This is a genomic window from Streptomyces malachitofuscus (assembly GCF_055571035.1).
Genome location: NZ_JBVIGA010000030.1, coordinates 67427 through 84318, shown reverse-complemented (window position 1 = coordinate 84318; position 16892 = coordinate 67427). Strand labels below are relative to the sequence as shown.

Here is a 16892-nt window from a genome sequence, read left to right as displayed (position 1 = left end):
CTCGCCCCGGTTGCCCTGCGGTGGCGCCGACCTGCCCTGACCTGCTGACCAGATGGAGACCGCAACATGACCGAAGCCGCCGAGCTGCCCGACGACGACGTGCCGGCCATTGCCATCACCGGGCTGGCCTGCCGCTTCCCGGGCGCGGAGTCGGCCGAGGAGTTCTGGGAGCTCCTGCGCGAGGGCATCGACCCCCGAGAGGAGGTGCCCGAGGAGGACCTGCGCCGGGCGGGCCGCGCCTGGGCGCTGTCCGACCCGTCCTACGTCGCGGTGCGCAAACGCTTCGCCGACCCCGCGCTGTTCGACGCCGACTACTTCGGGCTGTCCCCGGCCGAAGCCGCCGTCACCGACCCCCAGCAGCGCTTCCTGCTCGAGACCGCCGTGCACGCACTGGAGGACGCCGGGCTGGTACCGGCTTCCTTCCCGGGCCGCGTTGGGGTCTACCTCGGCGTCAACATCTCCGACTACCTCCTCCAGAACGTGCTGCCGCACCCGGAGGCCATCGAGCCCCTCGGATTCCACCGGGTCCTGATGGGCAACGACCGCGGGTACACGGCCACCCAGCTCTCGTACCGGCTCGGCCTCACGGGGCCCAGCGTCGCCGTGGACTGCGCCTGCTCCTCCGGCCTGGCCGCGGTGCACCACGCGTGCCGGGCTCTGATGGACTACGAGGCGGACGCGGTCCTCGTGGGCGGCGCCGCGATCAATCCGACGGACGTCGGCTACGCACCGGTCGAGGGCGGCATTTCCTCGCCCGACGGCCGCTGCCGCCCCTTCTCGGCAGACGCCCGGGGCACGGTCTTCTCCAGCGGCGTCGGCCTGGTCGTGCTCCGCCGGCTCGACGAGGCGCTGGAGGACGGCGACCGGATCCTCGCGGTCATCCGCGGCGGCGGGCTCAACAACGACGGCGCCCGCAAGAGCGGGTACACCGCGCCCAGCGTGCGTGGACAGGCCGAACTCATCGCCGAGGTGCACGAACTGGCGGGCGTCACGGCGGATCGGATCTCCTATGTCGAGGCGCACGCCACCGGCACCGCGCTCGGTGACCCGATCGAGGTTAGCGCGCTCACCGAGGCGTTCCGCCGGACCACCGACGCCGTCGGCCACTGTGCCATCGGCTCGGTGAAGTCCAACATCGGTCACCTCGACTCAGCCTCCGGCATCGCCGGCCTGATCAAGGTGGTGCTGTCGCTGCGCCACCGGCAGCTCCCCGCCACCCTGGGCTGCGAACGGCTCAACACGCACATCGACTTCGACACCTCGCCGTTCCGGGTCAACACTCGGTTGCGGCCGTGGACCGGCCCCCGGCCTCTGCTCGCCGGGGTCAGCTCGCTCGGCGTGGGTGGCACCAATGTGCACCTGCTGGTGGAGGAGGCCCCGCAGGTCGAGGAGGCCGCCGGGAGCCGGCAGGCTCAGCAGACCCCGGATCCGGACGCCGCCGGGCGCGCGCAGCTGCTGCTCCTCTCAGCCCAGTCCGCCGCCGCGCTGGACGCTCTGGAGGACACGGTCCGGTCCCGGGTCGCCGGGAGCACACCGGAGGACGCCCGCGACGTCGCCCACACATTGGCCGCCCGCCGCACCCTCCACCCGCTGCGCCGCGCCCTGCTCTGGCGCGCGGACGGCGAGCCCGTGTCGCTGGACGCCCGGCTGCCGGAGGCGACCCTGACCGAGCGGGCGGCCGCGTTCACCCTCACCGACGACGTGCTGCCGGACGAGGCCGAGGCGTCGCTGCGCGGCCGGCCGGCCTTCGCGGCGGCGGTAGGGCGGCTGACCGCGCAGTGCCCCCCGCCGCCGTCGGACCCGGACGCCGGCCCGCTGGCCCACCTGCGGCGGACGGCGCCGCGGGCCGCGACCATGGTCACGGCACTCGCCTGTGCCGCGCTCTGGGCCGAGCACGGCATACGCCCCGGCGCGGTGGTCGCCACCCCCGCGAACCGGCCGGCGGCCGCCGTGCTCACCGGCGTGGTCGCGGAGACGGAGGCGCCGCGGATCGTCGCCGCGCTGGCCCGGGGAGCCGACCTGGCCGAGGCCCTCGCCGGGGTGGTGCCCGGTGCTGCGACGATCCCCTGGTACGACGCCGACGGGGCGGAGCTGTGCCCGGTCGGCCGGGTGCCCGATCCGGCCGTGGCGTTCGGCGACGCGCCCGCCGCGCCCGGACAGCGCACGCTGCCCCCGAGGGTACCGGTGCTGCTGAACCCGGTACCGGTCGCCGAACCGGCGCCGTCGCTGCCGACGGTGTTCCCCGACGCGGTCGCGCTCGCCGCCGCCAAGGACGTCCGGCCGGGCGCCGAGGCCCTCCTGGCCGCGCTCGGGCAGGCCTGGGTGACCGGGCTGGCCGGGGATGCGACGCGGCTCGGGCCGGCCGACGGCGTCGGCCGCTTCACGGAGGTCCCCCGCTATCCCTTCCAACGCCGGCGGTACTGGCTGGAGCCGAGGACCGCGGAGCAGAGCGCGGCGCCCGCCGCCGAGCCGGCCGACGGCTCTGGTGAGCACAGCGCCGACGACCTCGAGGAGACGGCCCGGCAGATCTTCGCCCAGGCGACCGGCCGCAGTGACATCGGCCCGGCGGACGATCTGTTCTCGCTCGGCGGTGACTCGCTCCTCGCCACCCGGGTCGTGGCGCAGGCACGGCAGCGCTGGGGGCGGCGGATCCCGCTCGGCTCCTTCATGGAGGAACCAACTCCCGCCCGCCTGGCCCGGCTGGCCGCCGAGACGGATCCGGCCGAGGCCCAGACCGGGCCGACGGCAACTGCCCTGACGGGGCCGACCGCACCTGCCCAGAGCGCTCCCGCGCCGGCGACCTCCATCCAGGAGGCGTTCCTCTTCCTCAGCGAGTTCGAGGGAGCAGCCGAGGCGTTCAACGTGCCGGTCCTCGCCGACCTTCGGGGAGCCGTGGACCGTGCCGCGCTGCGGGCTGCGGTGGCCGATCTGGTAGCCCGTCACGAGACCCTGCGCACCACCTTCCGCGCCACCGGCGGCACCTTCCGTCAGGTGGTCGAGGACCGGGCGCCGGTGGACGTCGTTGAGGAAGACGTGGCCGACGAGGACGGGCTGCATACGGCGATCACCGCGCTGCTCGACACCACCATCCCCACCGACCGTGCCCCGCTGTGCGCGGCCCGGCTATTCCGCATGGGGCCCGAGCGCACCGTCCTGGCCCTCGCCATGCACCACCTGGTGGCCGACGCCACGTCGATCGGTGTCCTGCTGCGCGACCTGTACGCCCTCTACGAGGCCCGTACCGGCGGTGGCGCCCCCGAGCTGCCAGTGATCGCGACCCTGGCGACCCGGCATGCGCGGGCGGAGGCCGACTGGCTCACCACCGCCGACGCGGAACGACAACGTGCCTTCTGGCGCGGCGAGCTGACCGACCTGCCCGCGCCCCTGGAACTCCCCGGTGACCGTCTGCGCGGCGCCCAGCGCAGCTACCGGGGCGCCAAGCTGAACTTCACCCTCCCGGAGCGGACCGCGCAGTCCGTGCGTGCCCTGGCCTCCGAGGAGTCGACGACACCGTTCGTGGTGGTCCTCACCGCGTTCTCGGTGCTGCTGGCCGCGCTGTCCGACCAGGAGGACCTGGTGATCGGCTGCCCGGTGTCGGGCCGCCACCGACCGGAGACCCGCGATCTCATCGGCAACTTCGTCAACACGCTGCCTATCCGGAGCAGGATCTCGGCCGGCCAGTCATTCCGCTCCCTGCTGCGGGACACGGCCCGGCGCGTGACCGGCGCCATGGACCACCAGGAGCTGCCGTTCGAGGTCATGGCCCGGGACGCCGTTCGCGGGACGGACGGCCGTGGCGAGGCCTCGACGGTCTTCCAGGTGCTGTTCAACCTGCTGCACCCGGGCAGCATGAGCCCGCGGCCGCCGGCCGGAGTCGACGTCAGGCCGTTGCCCTTTGAACGCACCACCAGCCCGTACGAGTTGTCCCTGGACTGGTGGATCGAGGACGGCCTGATCGGCGGCCGCTTCATCTACGACACCGACCGCTTCACCCGGCGGACGGTGGACGCCTGGCGGGAATCGTTCGCGTACTTGCTGGACACGCTCACCCGCACCCCCGACACCGCCGTCGACCGTGTCCCCGCCGAGCCCCCGGCCCGGGCCCGGAACACCCGGGCGGCGCTGACCGGCCCCACGGTGGCGGTGCCCGAGCTGCCCGTGCACGCGGTCTTCCTGGAGCACGCCACGCGCCGGCCGGAAGCGGAGGCGGTCAACGACGGTCGGCAGACGCTGACGTACGGTCAACTGGTGGGACTCTCCGCGGGTGTTGCCGATCTCGTTGCCGCGCACGGCATCGGCACCGGGGACCCGGTCGGTATCGCCCTGCCTCGCGACACCCGGATGATCGTCGCTCTGCTAGGCGTGCTGCGCGCCGGCGCCTCCCCGGTGCCCTTCGACCTGAGCTATCCGCGTGCCCGGCTCGCCGCCATTGCCGAGCACTGTGGCGCCCGGCTGGTGCTTTGCGACCGCCCAGAGGAGACGGACTTCGCCCCCGAGGGCATACGACGCCTCGCGCTGCCCGCGCTGTCCGGGATGCCGGCGCGGGACGGCGCCGCCCCGGGTGATCGGGTCGGCCCGTCGGTCGGCGCCTACCTCACCTACACCAGCGGCACCACCGGGCGGCCCAAGGGCATCCACTTCCCGCACGGGGCGCTGGCCAACCTGATCCACTGGGAGACCGACGGCTACACCAAGGCCCTGCGCTGGCTCCAGTTCGCCTCCTTCGGCTTCGACGCGGCCTTTCACGAGACTTTCGCCGCCCTGTGCTCCGGGGGCTCGGTACACCTGGCCGACGAGGAGACCCGGCACGACCACGACGCGCTCGCCGAGTTCGTCCGGCGCCACCAGGTGCAGAAGGCGATCCTGCCGGTGTCGCTGGCCCACGCCCTGGCCGCCCGGTTCGAGAGGGACCCGTCCCCGTTCGCCTCCCTGCGGGAGATCGCCACCACGGGCGAGCAACTCCGGCTCAGCGAGCCGATGCTGGCATTCTTCGAGAATCTCGACGGCTGTCGGCTGATCAACAACTACGGGCCGGCGGAGACCCACGTCGTCACCTCGTACACCTTCTCCGGCGCACCACGGGACTGGCCGCGGTACGCGCCGATCGGCCGTCCGATCCAGAACGTCACCCTGGGCCTGGAGAGCTCCGACGGTCGGCGGGCCGTGCCCCGGGGATCCGTCGGCGAACTCGTCATCGGCGGACCGTGCGTGGCCACCGGCTACCTCGGCGATCGCGGCCTCACCGAGGCGCGGTTCACCGTCTCCGCCGACGGCGAGCGGCAGTACCGCAGCGGGGACCGGGCGCGTCTGCTGCCCGAGGGCGAGGTGGAATTTCTCGGCCGCCGCGACCAGCAGGTCAAGATCCGCGGCTACCGGGTGGAGCTCGGCGAGATCGAGCTGGTGATCCGCAAGGACCCCGAAGTCGCGGACGTGGCACTGGTGGTGCGCGGCACCGAGGGCGACCGGCGCATCGACGCCTACCTGGTCCCGGTTCCGGGCACGGACGGGATCGGCCCCCGCACGCGTGAGCGGCTGGCCGAGGTGCTGCCCGCCGCACTCGTACCGGCCAGCTTCACCGTGGTGGACCGGCTGCCGGTCAATGCCAACGGGAAGGTGGACCACGCCCTGCTCCCGCCGCCCGGCCCGGCAGGGCCCGGCACCGGCACGCGGGACGGGCAGGCGCGGCGGGCCCGGCCCGGCAGCCCCGGGGACGAGGTGCTCGGGCGCGTGCTGGAGGCGTTTCGGTCGGTGCTCGAGCAGCCCGGCCTCGGAACCGACGACGACTTCTTCGAGGCCGGCGGGCACTCGCTGCTGGCCACCCGGCTGGTCCATACCGTGCGCGAAGAGCTCGGTGTGCGGTTGTCCGTCGCCGACTTCTACGCCTGCGGAACCGCCCGGGACGTCGCTGCCCTGGTGGCGGGCCGCCGCAGGCTCGGCGCCGAACACCCCGAGGAGGAACTCCCGTCGGCCGTCGTGCCCGCCATACTGCCGCCAGGCCTCGCCGTGCTGGCCGGCCGCCCGGGCCCGGACCGGCAGAAGACCGCCGTCTACGACACCGGGCAGCGGCTGGACCCGGAGCGGCTGCGGGACGCCGTGGCGGTGGTGCTCGAACGGCACCCCGCGCTGCGGCTCCGCGTCGACGACGCACACCGCGCCGAGCCGGCGGATACGGCCGCGGTCGTCGCCGACGCCGTGGTACGGCGCGAGGCGCCTGCGGACCTTGCCTCCGGACGGCTGGCGGCCTGGCTGCACGAGCGCGGCCAAGCCGAGCCGATCGACCCGCGCACCGGGCCGCTGCTGCGCGTGTCCACCGTCGACGGACCGGACGGGGGCACGCTACTCGCCGTCACCGTGCACCTGCTGGCACTCGACGGCCGTGGACTCGACAATATCTGCCGCACTCTGGACGAGGCCTACGCCCGGTCGTCCGCACCGGGCGGAGCGGACGACGGGTACCTGCGCTATCTGACGTGGCGCACCACCCTGCTCGGCAGCCCGCGGCAGACGGACGCGGTGCGGCTGTGGCGGCGGCTGCTCGCCCCGTTGTCCGGCACGGGACGGCCTGCTGCCCGCCCCGCCCGGGAGCCCGGCCGCATCGCGTGGGCACCGGACGCCATCCTCCAGACGGCCCTGCGGGCGCGCTGTGCGCAGCAGCGGACCACCCCGTTCACCCTGCATCTGGCCGCGTTCGGCGTGGCGCTCGGCCGACTGGGCCGGGCGGAGGCGGTGTGTCCGGCGGTACCGCTCGACGGACGGTTCCAGCAGCGGCTCGACGGATCTGTGGGCGCGTTCGCCAACATCGTGCCGATGCCCCTGGTGGTGCCGGGGGACCGGCCGCTCGGGCAGATCCTGGAGAGCGCGCGCCAGGTCGTCGACCAGGTGCTGTCGGTCAGCGCGGTGCCGTACGCGGACCTCGCCGCCGCCCACGCCGACCTCACGACCTTCGACGACCTGGACATCGTGTTCAACTACGCCCGGGACGACGAACCGCTGCGGTTCGGGACGGGAACGCTGCGCGACGTCGGCCCCGATCCGCTGGCTCCCGGGCGCCGGCTGCACCTGACGGTCGTCGACCGGCAGAACTCCTTCCGTGTCCTGCTCCGCCACGACGCGGCGAGTGGCGATGACCGGTTGCTTGCCCTATACCGGCAGGCCCTGTACGGCCTCGTCTTCGAACCGGAGGCGTCCGCCGACTCGCTCGACCCGCGAGGAGCCGGTGCATGACCGGAACCCGGCGGCCCGTCGGCGCCACGGGCCGGCCGCCGCGCCGCCCCTGGTGGGCGCCCCGGTGCGGGGCGCCCACCGGGCGGGCGTCACACCAGAGCGCCGCTCAGCTTCTCCACCGCCTTGTCGATGTGCCGGACGGTCCCGCCCGGCAGGGCGGGGACGTCCGGATGCACGGAGCGGCTGAGGTTGGTCAACACGCGTCCCGGACCCGCCTCGACGAACGCCGACACCTCCTCGCGGCCGAGCAGGTTCAGGGTCTCGTGCCAGCGCACCGGGGCGGCGAGCTGCTCGGCGAGCAGGGCGCGGGCCTCCGGTCCCGTGTGCACGTAGGAGGCGGTCACGTTGGCCACCACCGGGACGGCCGGGGTGCGGAAGGGGGTGGCTGCCAGGTGCTCACCGAACTCGGCGGTCACGTCCGCCATCAGGGAGCAGTGGAAGGGGGCGCCGACCCTCAGTTCCGCCACGTGGCGCGCACCCTCCTCGCGTGCCCGGCGGGACACCTCGGACACGCCGTCGGCGGCGCCGGAGACGACCGTCTGCTGGGCGGAGTTGTAGTTGGCCACCTCGACGATCGTCCGCCGGGCGCCGGAGACCTCCTCGCACAGCTCGCGGACCCGGTCGGCGGGCAGCCCGATGACGGCCGCCATACTGCCGGGGGTGCGCCGGTTCACCTCGGCCATGAGCAGGCCGCGACGGCGAACCAGCCGCAGCCCGTCGACCCAGTCGAGGACGCCGGCGCAGACCAGCGCGGTGTACTCGCCGAGGCTGTGCCCGGCGACCACCGAAGGCCTAATGCCCAACTCCCGCAGCACGGCCGCGGCCACCACGCTGACCAGGTAGACGGCCGGCTGGGTCACGGAGGTGTCCCGCAGGTCCTCGGTGTCGCCCTCGAAGCAGAGCTTGCTCAGCGGTATGTCCAGCACCTCGTCCGCGGTCTCGTAGTACGGACGCGCCAGCTCGGGATGTCGTTCCAGCAGATCGGACCCCATTCCGGGTACCTGCGAACCCTGGCCCGGGAAAAGAAAAGCAAGTCGACTCACGGCAGCCTCCTGCCCAAGGAAAAGTGATGCACGAATCGCGCATTGACGGCGGCTCACCTTACCGGCCGCCCGGCACCGGAACAAAGCCCCCCTCTCCTTTCCTGAGAGATCTGCGGAAAGGCCCCGGGGCACGCTGCGGCGCGACCGGGGGTGCGGAATTCACGCTGGTTCTCGTGCATCATGCCGGCGGTTCCGCGGTGAGTTTTATGCCGCTGCGCGACTCCTTGCCGCAGGACTGGCGGCTGCTGGCCCTGGAGCTACCGGGCCGGGGCGCGGCCGCCGGGATCCCCGTGCCCGCCACCGTCGAGGCGACGGTTTCGCTGCTGCTACCAGCCCTGACCGCACAGCTGACCGGGCCGTATGCGCTGTTTGGGCACAGCATGGGCGCCCTGGTCGGTTATGAGCTTACCCGCGAACTGGAGCGGCTCGGCCTGCCACCGGTCCTGCTGGGCGTCTCGGCGAGCCCGGCTCCCCATCTGCGGCACCTGCGCGAGCGGTACCGGAATCTGCGCACCCAGGACCAGCTCGCCGACTTCCTGCGTGACCTCGGCGGAACCCCGCCCGAAGTCCTCGAGGAACCCGAACTCCTGGAGTATTTGACCCGTGTTCTGCGTTCCGACCTGACTCTCCTGGAAAGATACGAGGGAACTTCCTCCGGCGATTCTCCGGGAGGCGCCCAAGGTGATTTCCTGGGAGGTGCGCCGAGCGATTCATCGGCGGATTCCTCCGGGGATTCTCCGAGTGATTCCCCGCGCGTACTCGGTGTGCCTCTGGCCGTTTATTACGGCGAGCACGACCCCATGGCGGGGCGGGACCTGGTGTCCCCATGGGCCGGCTATTCCTCGGCGGGCACCCGATTCCGCCCCTGGCCCGGCGGTCACTTCTACCTCTTCGACCAGCCGGCCGTCTTCGCCGCGCAGTGGAAGCGGGACGTGCGGGCGGCGGCGGCGCGGCTTGCGGAACCGGAGCCGGCCGTGTGGCGGGAGGCCTCATGGGCATGACCCAGGAGGCCACACCGCCCTCCGACATCTCGGGCCGGGGCCTGGTCCGACGGACCATCACGGCCGCCCTGCCGCTCTACCTGACCATGCTCGCGTCCACTGCGGGCGGTCTGGTGGACACCGCCGTGCTCGGCCGGCACGCCACCGCCTCCCTGGCCGCCTTCGCCCTCACGATGGCCGTGTACACCCCGGCCACCGCGACCGTCGCCGGCGCGATGCGCGGTGTGATGCCGTTCGTCGCAGCGCACGACGACGACCCCGACGCCCTGGTGCCAGTGGTGCGCGATGGCATGTGGCTCGGCATCGTCACCGGGCTGCTGGGCGCCCTGGCCGTCGGCGCGGTGCCGCTCATCGGCCTGGTCTCCGGCGTGCCCGGGACCACTCTGTCGGCGCTTGGCCCGTTTCCCCTGCTGCTGGCGGCGAGCGTCCTGGTGGCGGCCGTCGGCAACGCGGCCACGTCCACCCTGGTGGGCCTCGGCCGCTCCAGGATCGTGATGCGGGCCGGGACGAGCGGCACCGCTGTCGCCGTGGTGCTGTCCCTGACGCTGGTGAACGGAATCGGCCCGTTCGACGGGCTCGGGCTGCCCGGCGCGGGGATCGCCATGCTGGCGTCCAGCCTGATCAGCGCGACGGTCGCGCACTGGGGGCTGCGCCGGACGCCCGACCTGGCCGGCCGGGCGCTCGTCCCGGGGCGCCTGCACGTCCGCGCGGTGATCCGACTGGCTGGGGTCGGCCTGCCGCTCGCCGCCACCGTGCTCATCAAGTTCGCGGTGCTCGGCGTGCTGTCCATCGCCGCCGCGCGGGTGGGCACCGTGAGCGTGGCCGCGCACAGCATCGCGGTGTCCCTCGTCAGCCTCATGTTCGCCGCCGCCGTCGCCATCGGCCAGGCCACCATCCCGCTGATGGCGCCGTACCTGAAGGCCAAGGACGTCCGGGGGCTGCGCGCCGGAGTGCACGCCGGGGTCAAGACGGCCCTCGGCGCGGTGGTCCTGCTCGGGGGTGTCCTGATGGTGCTGCGGGGGCCGGTGCTGTCACTCTTCACGCACGATCCCGCGGCCCGGCACCAAGTGCTGGCCCTGCTGCCGCTGGTGCTCCTGGTGGTGGTCACCGACGCGCTCCAGGCGGTGTTCGGCTTCGGGCTCGTCGCGATCAAGAACACTGTGCCCAGCCTGCTTGCCTTCGCCGTCTGCTACGGCTTGCTGGCGGTGGCTGCGGTCCCGCTCTCGGCCCTGGGCGGACTGACCGCCTTGTGGCTCGCCCTGCTTGGCGCCAACACCCTGCTGGTCGTCGGACAGGCGGGCTTCTTCTACCAGCGCAGCGGCAGGCTCACCGGCCCGCGGCCGCGTTCGGTCTGACCTGAACAGCGAGGAGAAGACGTACTCATGACACAGACGCAGAACGCCTTGCCCACCACGCAGGCCGAGGCACAGGCGGTGATCCGGGAGATCTGGGAGCAGGTGCTCGGACACGCCGACTTCGGCGACGACGACGCCTTTCTGTCAGTCCACGGCGCCAACTCCCTCACCGCAGTCCAGGTGATGGTCGCCCTCAGCGGCCGCCTCGGCACCCGGCTGCCGGTCCGCCTCATCATGAGGCACCGAACCGTGCGCGACCTGGCCGCCGCGATCCTCGACCAGGAAAGCGCATGAGCGCCCCCGTCCGCCCTGGGGCGGTTCCGGGCCCCCAGCCGCCCCGGCAGCACCGGGACGACCTGTGCGAGGGGCCCTACCGGGAACCGGCCGGCGAGTTCGCCACCGCCGTGGCCGCCGTCGTCGCGGAGGTGCTCGGCGTCGACCGCGTGGGACTCGACGACAGCTTCTACGACTTCGGCGGTACCTCCCTCCAGGCCATCAGCCTGTGCGTCCGCCTGGAGAAGGTCACCGGCCGCCCCGTCGAGCCGGTCGACGTCCTGGAGCACGACGTCCTCGCCGACCTGATCGCCCTGCTCTCCGACGCACCGGAGGGCAGCCGTGGCTGAGCCGCCGCTCGACGCGTCCCTGGTCCACCACGCGGTGGCCCGGCACGCGCGGGACACCCCGGACGCCATCGCCCTGATCCACCGGGACACTCGCATTGACTACGCCACGTTGCACGCGGCGGCGGCCGGCTACGCCGACCGGCTCGCCGAGCACGGCGTGGGCCCCGGGCACATAGTGCCGCTGCTGCTGCCGCGCTCACCGGAACTGGTCACCGCGCAGCTGGCCGTGCTACGGCTCGGCGCCGCTTACACCAGCCTGGACGCCCGCTGGCCCGCTCCCCGGCTGCGGGAGGTGCTGGACATGCTGGGTGACCCGCCCGTCGTGGTCGCCGATGGCCCGGCCCTCCTGGACCCGTCGCCCGCCGTCTGGTCACCGCCCGCCGGTCTGCACCGGGCCGTCGCGGACGGCACTCGCCGAGCACCCCTGCACCCGGTCTCTCCTGAGGACCCGGCCGCGGTGATCTTCACCTCCGGCAGCACCGGCCGGCCCAAGGGCGTCGTCCTGCCGCACCGGGCGGCCACCCGCATCTTCCGCGAAGGTGGCCCGCTCGGCTTCGGCCGTGGCAACGTCATGCCCCAGGCGGCACCGCCGTGGTGGGACATGTACGCCTACGAACTCTTCGGGCAGCTGATGACCGGCGGTACTTCGGTGCTGACGGACGGCGACTACCTGCTGCCGCAGACACTGCGTCGCATGATCGCCGATCATGGCGCCACCACCCTGCGGTTGACCAGCACGCTGTTCAACCTCTTCGTGGACGAGGACCCGGACTGCTTTACCGGACTGCGGCATGTCTACGCGGGAGGCGAGCGCATGTCACCCGCGCACGCCTCGGCGTTCCTGGCGCGGCACCCCGGTATCACCCTGGTCAACGGCTACGGGCCGGCCGAGAGTTGCATGCATGCCACCTCCCGCGCGGTCCGGCCCGAGGACTGCGAGCGCGCCGACGGCATCCCGCTCGGCGAGCCCGTGCCCCACACCCGGGTGCTCGTCCTCGACCCGGACGGGCGCCGCTGCCCGCCGGGCCGGGAGGGGGAGATCCACCTGACGGGCGAGGGGCTGGCCCTCGGCTACCTCGGCGAGCCCGAGCTGACCGCACGCGCGTTCGTCCCGGTCGAGCTGCCGGACGCCACCGTGTGCGCCTACCGAACCGGCGACTTCGGCTACCTCGACGCGATGGGCACGCTGCACTTCCGCGGACGCACCGACCGGCAGCTCAAGATCCGTGGGCACCGGGTGGAGGCTGCGGAGATCGAGGCCGCCGCCGCGTCCGTGTCCGGCGTGCGCTCCGCCGCGGCGGTGCCGCTGCGCGGCCCGGACGGCACCGTCACCGGGCTCGCCCTGTTCTACACGCGCGCCGAGGACGAAGCGGCTGACGATGTGGAAGCCGCCGTGGGACCCTCCGGCGAGCCTGACCCGCTCGACGTCCACGCGCATCTGACGACCGTACTGCCTGATTACCTGGTCCCCACGGTGACGTCCGTGCTGACACGCCTACCTCTTACCCCAAACGGAAAGCTGGACCGCGCCGCGCTGGAGAGCGCGGCCCTGCGCCGGCCCCGCCAGCGGCCCGCGCGGCGCCCGGCCCGCAGGGCACCGGTCCGCCTCATGGAACGGAGCGACTCATGACTTTCCCGCCCGACGGCGGCTCCCCACCCGCGCAGGACCGGTCCGCCGCCCACCGGCTCACCCGCGAGCAGGAGGCGATATGGCTCAACGACGCTCTGTCCGAGGGCCGTTCCTGCTACACGGTGCTGTGGGCGCACCGGCTGCGCGGCGACGTCGACCCGGACGCGGTTGAAGACGCGCTCACTGATGTGATCCACCGGCACGAGTCCCTGCGCAGTCGCTTCCTCCAGGCCGACGGGATCCCGGTACAACAGGTCGCGGAGGCCTCCTGCCGTCCCTTCGTTCGCGCGGACTGCGCTGAGCCGGAGCTCGGCGAGCGGCTCGCCGAGCTGGCAGCCGAGCCGCTGGACCCGGCCGACGGGCCGCTGCGTCCCACCCTGCTGCGCTTGGGCGACGATGACTGGGTGCTGGCCGTGCTGCTGCACCATTTAGTGATCGACGACTGGTCGCTGTCCCTCCTTGACCGGGAATTCAGCCACTTCTACGGGGCCCGGCGCCGACGGCACCACCCGGACACCTGGCCCACCGCACCCCCGGCCCGGCCCCTGCAACTCGGCGCTTATGCGGACGCCCAGCGCGAGGCCCCGCTGAACGAGGACGACCTGCGGCACTGGACCGAGCGGCTGGCGGGCGCGCCGGACATCTGCTCGATCCCGCCCGACCGGCCCCGGCCCGCCGAGCTGGGCACGGAGGGCGCGCGGATCGCCTTCCGTCTCGGCGAGGACGTCACCGGCGCCGTACTCCGGCTCGCCCGGACCGCGCGCACCACGCCGTTCACCGTTTTCACGGCCGCGGCCGTGGCTCTGTTGCACCGGCATGGCGCCGGTGACGACATAGTCGTCGGCACCCCCGTCTCCCGGCGCGGGAACGCGGACCTCGACTCCGTCATGGGCTGTCTGAGCGACCTCATGCCGCTGCGCTTCGCCGTGGACGCCGACATGTCGTTCCGGGATCTGGTCCGCTCGGTGCGCTCCGAGGTCCTCAGCCTGGTCCGGCACCGGGACGTTCCCTTCGGCGAGCTGGTCCGGCGGACCGTCACCGCCGAGCGGCTCGGCAGGTTCCCGCTGTTCCAGATGGTCGTCCAGGTCAACGACGGCCCCGAGCCCGGCCTGGACCTGCCGGGCGTCACCACCGAACGGCTGTATGCCCACCCCGGCACGGCCAAGTTCGACCTGTGCTTCGACCTCGCGGCCGAGGACGGCTCCTTCCGCGGGTTCCTCGACTACAACACGGACCTGTACGACCTGGCCACCGCGCGCAGGATCGTCGACCGGTACCGCACGCTGCTGGCCGCCGTGGCCGTCGACCCCGACCGGCCGCTGGTCGAGGCGCCACTGCTGGGCGCGGACGAGTACGAACTGGTCACTCGGACCTGGGCGCGGGCCCCGCGCCCCGCCGACCCGCCGCCCGTCCATACGGCGTTCGAGGCACAGCGCCGGCGCACCCCACACGCCCCCGCCGTCGTCTGGCACGACCGGCAGCTCACCTACGAGGAACTGGGCGCGGCGGCGGACCGGCTGGCCCGCCTGCTGATCCGCACCGGGGGCAGCGGCCGGCCCGTGGGCATCCTGATGGACCGTTGCCTGGACATGGCCGTCGCGGTCCTCGCCGTCCTGAAGTCGGGCTCCCCGTACGTCCCGTTGGACCCCGCTTATCCGGCCGACCGTCTCACCTACATGATCGAGGACAGCGGTCTGCGCACCCTGCTCACGCAGCCGCACCTGCGGGACCGGTGCGCTGTACCGCCGTCGGTGCGCGTGCTCCTGCCGGAGCAGTGGGCCGAGGAGGCGACGGACGCCCCCGCTGGTCCGGCCCTGCCGGAGACCGGGCCGGAGGACCTGGCCTACCTGATGTACACCTCGGGCTCCACGGGCCAGCCCAAGGGCGTGGCCATGCCGCACGGGCCGGTCGCGGGCTTGGTGCAGTGGCAGTGCGGTGACTCGGCGGCCGGCCCCGGCGACCGGACCCTCCAGTTTTCGGCGTTGAGCTTCGACGCTTCGTTCCTGGAGTTCTTCAGCACCTGGTCCACCGGCGGCACCCTGGTCATCATTGACGCCGAGCAGCGCACCGACTATGACGCCCTGCTCGAGGTTATCGAGCGGCAGCGGGTGATGCGCATCTTCCTGCCGTTCGTGGCGCTGCAGAGCATCGCGTTCTACGCCACCGCGATGGATCTGCCCACCCCCGCGCTGCGGGAGTGCATCACGGCCGGTGAACAGCTCCACGTGACCCCGGCCATCCGCGAGTTCTTCGGTCGGCTCGACGGTGCTGTGCTCTTCAACCAGTACGGCCCCACAGAGACGCACAGCGTCAGCTCACTGCGCATGGACGGCAACCCGGCCGATTGGCCCCTGATGCCCACCATCGGCTACCCAATCAACGGCGCCGAGGTGTACATCCTCGACGAGCGGCTGCGGCCCGTGCCGGGCGGAGTGGTCGGCGAGCTGTGCGTCGCCGGTCCGCCGGTGTCGCATGGGTACTGGGGGCGGGCCGACTTGACGGCGCAGAAGTTCGTTCCGCATCCGCTCGAGGGCGGCACGGGGAACCTGTACCGCACCGGTGATCTGGCGCGGTACCTGCCGAACGGACAAATCGAGTTCCTCGGCCGCCGGGACGGCATGGTGAAGATCCGCGGTTACCGGGTCGAACTCGGAGAGGTCGAGGCCAGAATTCGGTCGCTTCATGGCATCGCCGACGCCGTCGTGGTGGCCCGGTCATCCGGTGTGGGGGACACCCGGCTCATCGCCTACTACCGGCCGAGCGGGCGGCCGGTCCCGGACGCGGCCGCCCTGCACAAGGAGCTGGCCGCCTGCCTGCCCGACTACATGCTGCCGTCGGCGTACGTCCCGATTGAGCACGAGTTTCCGCGCACACCTAGCGGAAAGATCGACCGGCTTGCCCTGACCGCGGGCGATCCGCCCGCCGCGACGGCGAACTGAGTACACCCGTCGCATCTGCACACACCATCAGGAACACCCATCTGAGGGAGAACACGTATGTCTGTCGTCACCGAATCCGCGCTCACGGGCCTGAAGACTGCCTATGACCGCGACGGTTGGTGCGAGTTTCCCTATCGCTTCACGGATCAGGCCGTGACCCTGCTCAAGGAGCGGGTGGCAGCGATCAGCCGCGAGCGCAGGCCCGAGGTGGTGTACGAGAAGGGCTCGGACACGGTCCGCGCCATCCACGGCTGCCACGCGTTCGACGAGGTGTGCGCCGCGCTGGTCCGGCACCCGCAGCTGGTGGCCCTGGCCAAAGAACTGACGGGCGGGCCCGTGTACGTCTACCAGTTCAAGGTCAACCTCAAGCAGGCCCACGAGGGCGCGGCCTGGCCGTGGCACCAGGACTATGCCTTCTGGAGCGAGGAGGACGGCATGGCGACTCCGAACGCAGTCAACATTGCCCTTTCTCTCGACGACATACATGAGGGCAACGGGCCGCTCGTCGTCATCCCCGGCTCCCACCGCATGGGGCTTTTCGATCTGCCTGAGAAGGGGCCGGAGGGTGACTCCGACTGGCAACAGCACGTGTCGGCGGATCTCGCCTACACGGTGCGCGAGGAGCGGGCCGAGAAGATGGCCGCGGAGAGCGGGCGCGTGCTGATCACAGGGGAGGCCGGCGCGGTGCACGCCTTCCACCCGAGCATCGTCCACTCCTCATCGAACAATGTCTCCCCCGACCGCCGTGCGCTCCTGTTGATCACGTACAACGCGGTCGACAACGCCCCGAAGAACCCCACCCGACCCGAATTTCTGGTCACGAGGGACTCGACGCCCGTCACCCCCGCCGCCGACGACCGTCTCGGCCTCGAACCCCGGCCGCTGGCGTAGGGGCGGACAGGAGGCAGAAGGTGGCCGGGAAGACCGCTCGGTGGAAGGCGGCCTGGCGCACAGCGGCACTGGTCAGCAGAGCTCGACGATTACCACGTACGGTGTCCGACGAGGTGTGCTGCCCAGTCTGCGTCGCCCTTCTGGCACGGGGGATCGTCGGCCACGGGCACAGCCGTCGCTCCGACC

9 protein-coding genes are annotated in these 16892 nt (G+C 72.6%); 8 read left to right on the top strand and 1 reads right to left on the bottom strand.

Annotated elements, in window-relative coordinates; translation table 11 throughout:
- Nucleotides 1–66 precede the first annotated feature (66 nt).
- On the top strand, nucleotides 67–7224 hold the full coding sequence (locus ACZ44S_RS33660; RefSeq protein ID WP_466936090.1) for a hybrid non-ribosomal peptide synthetase/type I polyketide synthase: 7158 nt from the start codon (nucleotides 67–69) through the stop codon (nucleotides 7222–7224).
- A gap of 89 nt (nucleotides 7225–7313) precedes the next feature.
- Here ACZ44S_RS33660 and fabD read toward each other — a convergent pair whose 3' ends face one another.
- Nucleotides 7314–8267: an ACP S-malonyltransferase gene (gene fabD / locus ACZ44S_RS33655; protein WP_466936087.1), complete on the bottom strand. Its 954-nt coding sequence runs from the start codon at nucleotides 8265–8267 to the stop codon at nucleotides 7314–7316.
- Between the two features lie 26 nt (nucleotides 8268–8293).
- Here fabD and ACZ44S_RS33650 point away from each other — a divergent pair, with 26 nt between their 5' ends.
- The 7 genes from ACZ44S_RS33650 to ACZ44S_RS33620 are packed head-to-tail and all read left to right on the top strand — an operon-like array spanning nucleotide 8294 to nucleotide 16706.
- Entirely contained in the window at nucleotides 8294–9268 is a 975-nt protein-coding gene (locus ACZ44S_RS33650) for a thioesterase II family protein (protein ID WP_466936084.1), read from the top strand.
- The gene (locus tag ACZ44S_RS33645) at nucleotides 9259–10623 is read left to right on the top strand and encodes an MATE family efflux transporter (protein WP_466936081.1); all 1365 of its coding nucleotides are present in this window, start codon (nucleotides 9259–9261) and stop codon (nucleotides 10621–10623) included. Before ACZ44S_RS33650 ends, ACZ44S_RS33645 begins: the two co-directional genes overlap by 10 nt.
- 27 nt (nucleotides 10624–10650) lie before the next feature.
- Nucleotides 10651–10917 (top strand): acyl carrier protein, encoded by a 267-nt coding sequence (locus ACZ44S_RS33640; RefSeq protein ID WP_466936078.1) that lies wholly within the window; start codon nucleotides 10651–10653, stop codon nucleotides 10915–10917.
- Nucleotides 10914–11246 carry an acyl carrier protein gene (locus tag ACZ44S_RS33635; protein WP_466936075.1) on the top strand — a complete coding sequence of 111 codons (333 nt, stop codon included), beginning with the start codon at nucleotides 10914–10916 and terminating at the stop codon, nucleotides 11244–11246. Before ACZ44S_RS33640 ends, ACZ44S_RS33635 begins: the two co-directional genes overlap by 4 nt.
- Entirely contained in the window at nucleotides 11239–12876 is a 1638-nt protein-coding gene (locus ACZ44S_RS33630; RefSeq protein WP_466936072.1) for an amino acid adenylation domain-containing protein, read from the top strand. The genes ACZ44S_RS33635 and ACZ44S_RS33630 overlap by 8 nt, the downstream gene beginning before the upstream one ends.
- Nucleotides 12873–15815, top strand: a complete 2943-nt coding sequence (locus ACZ44S_RS33625) for a non-ribosomal peptide synthetase (RefSeq protein ID WP_466936069.1) — start codon at nucleotides 12873–12875, stop codon at nucleotides 15813–15815. The genes ACZ44S_RS33630 and ACZ44S_RS33625 overlap by 4 nt, the downstream gene beginning before the upstream one ends.
- A 57-nt stretch (nucleotides 15816–15872) precedes the next feature.
- On the top strand, nucleotides 15873–16706 hold the full coding sequence (locus tag ACZ44S_RS33620) for a phytanoyl-CoA dioxygenase family protein (protein ID WP_466936066.1): 834 nt from the start codon (nucleotides 15873–15875) through the stop codon (nucleotides 16704–16706).
- The last annotated feature ends 186 nt before the right edge of the window (nucleotides 16707–16892 follow it).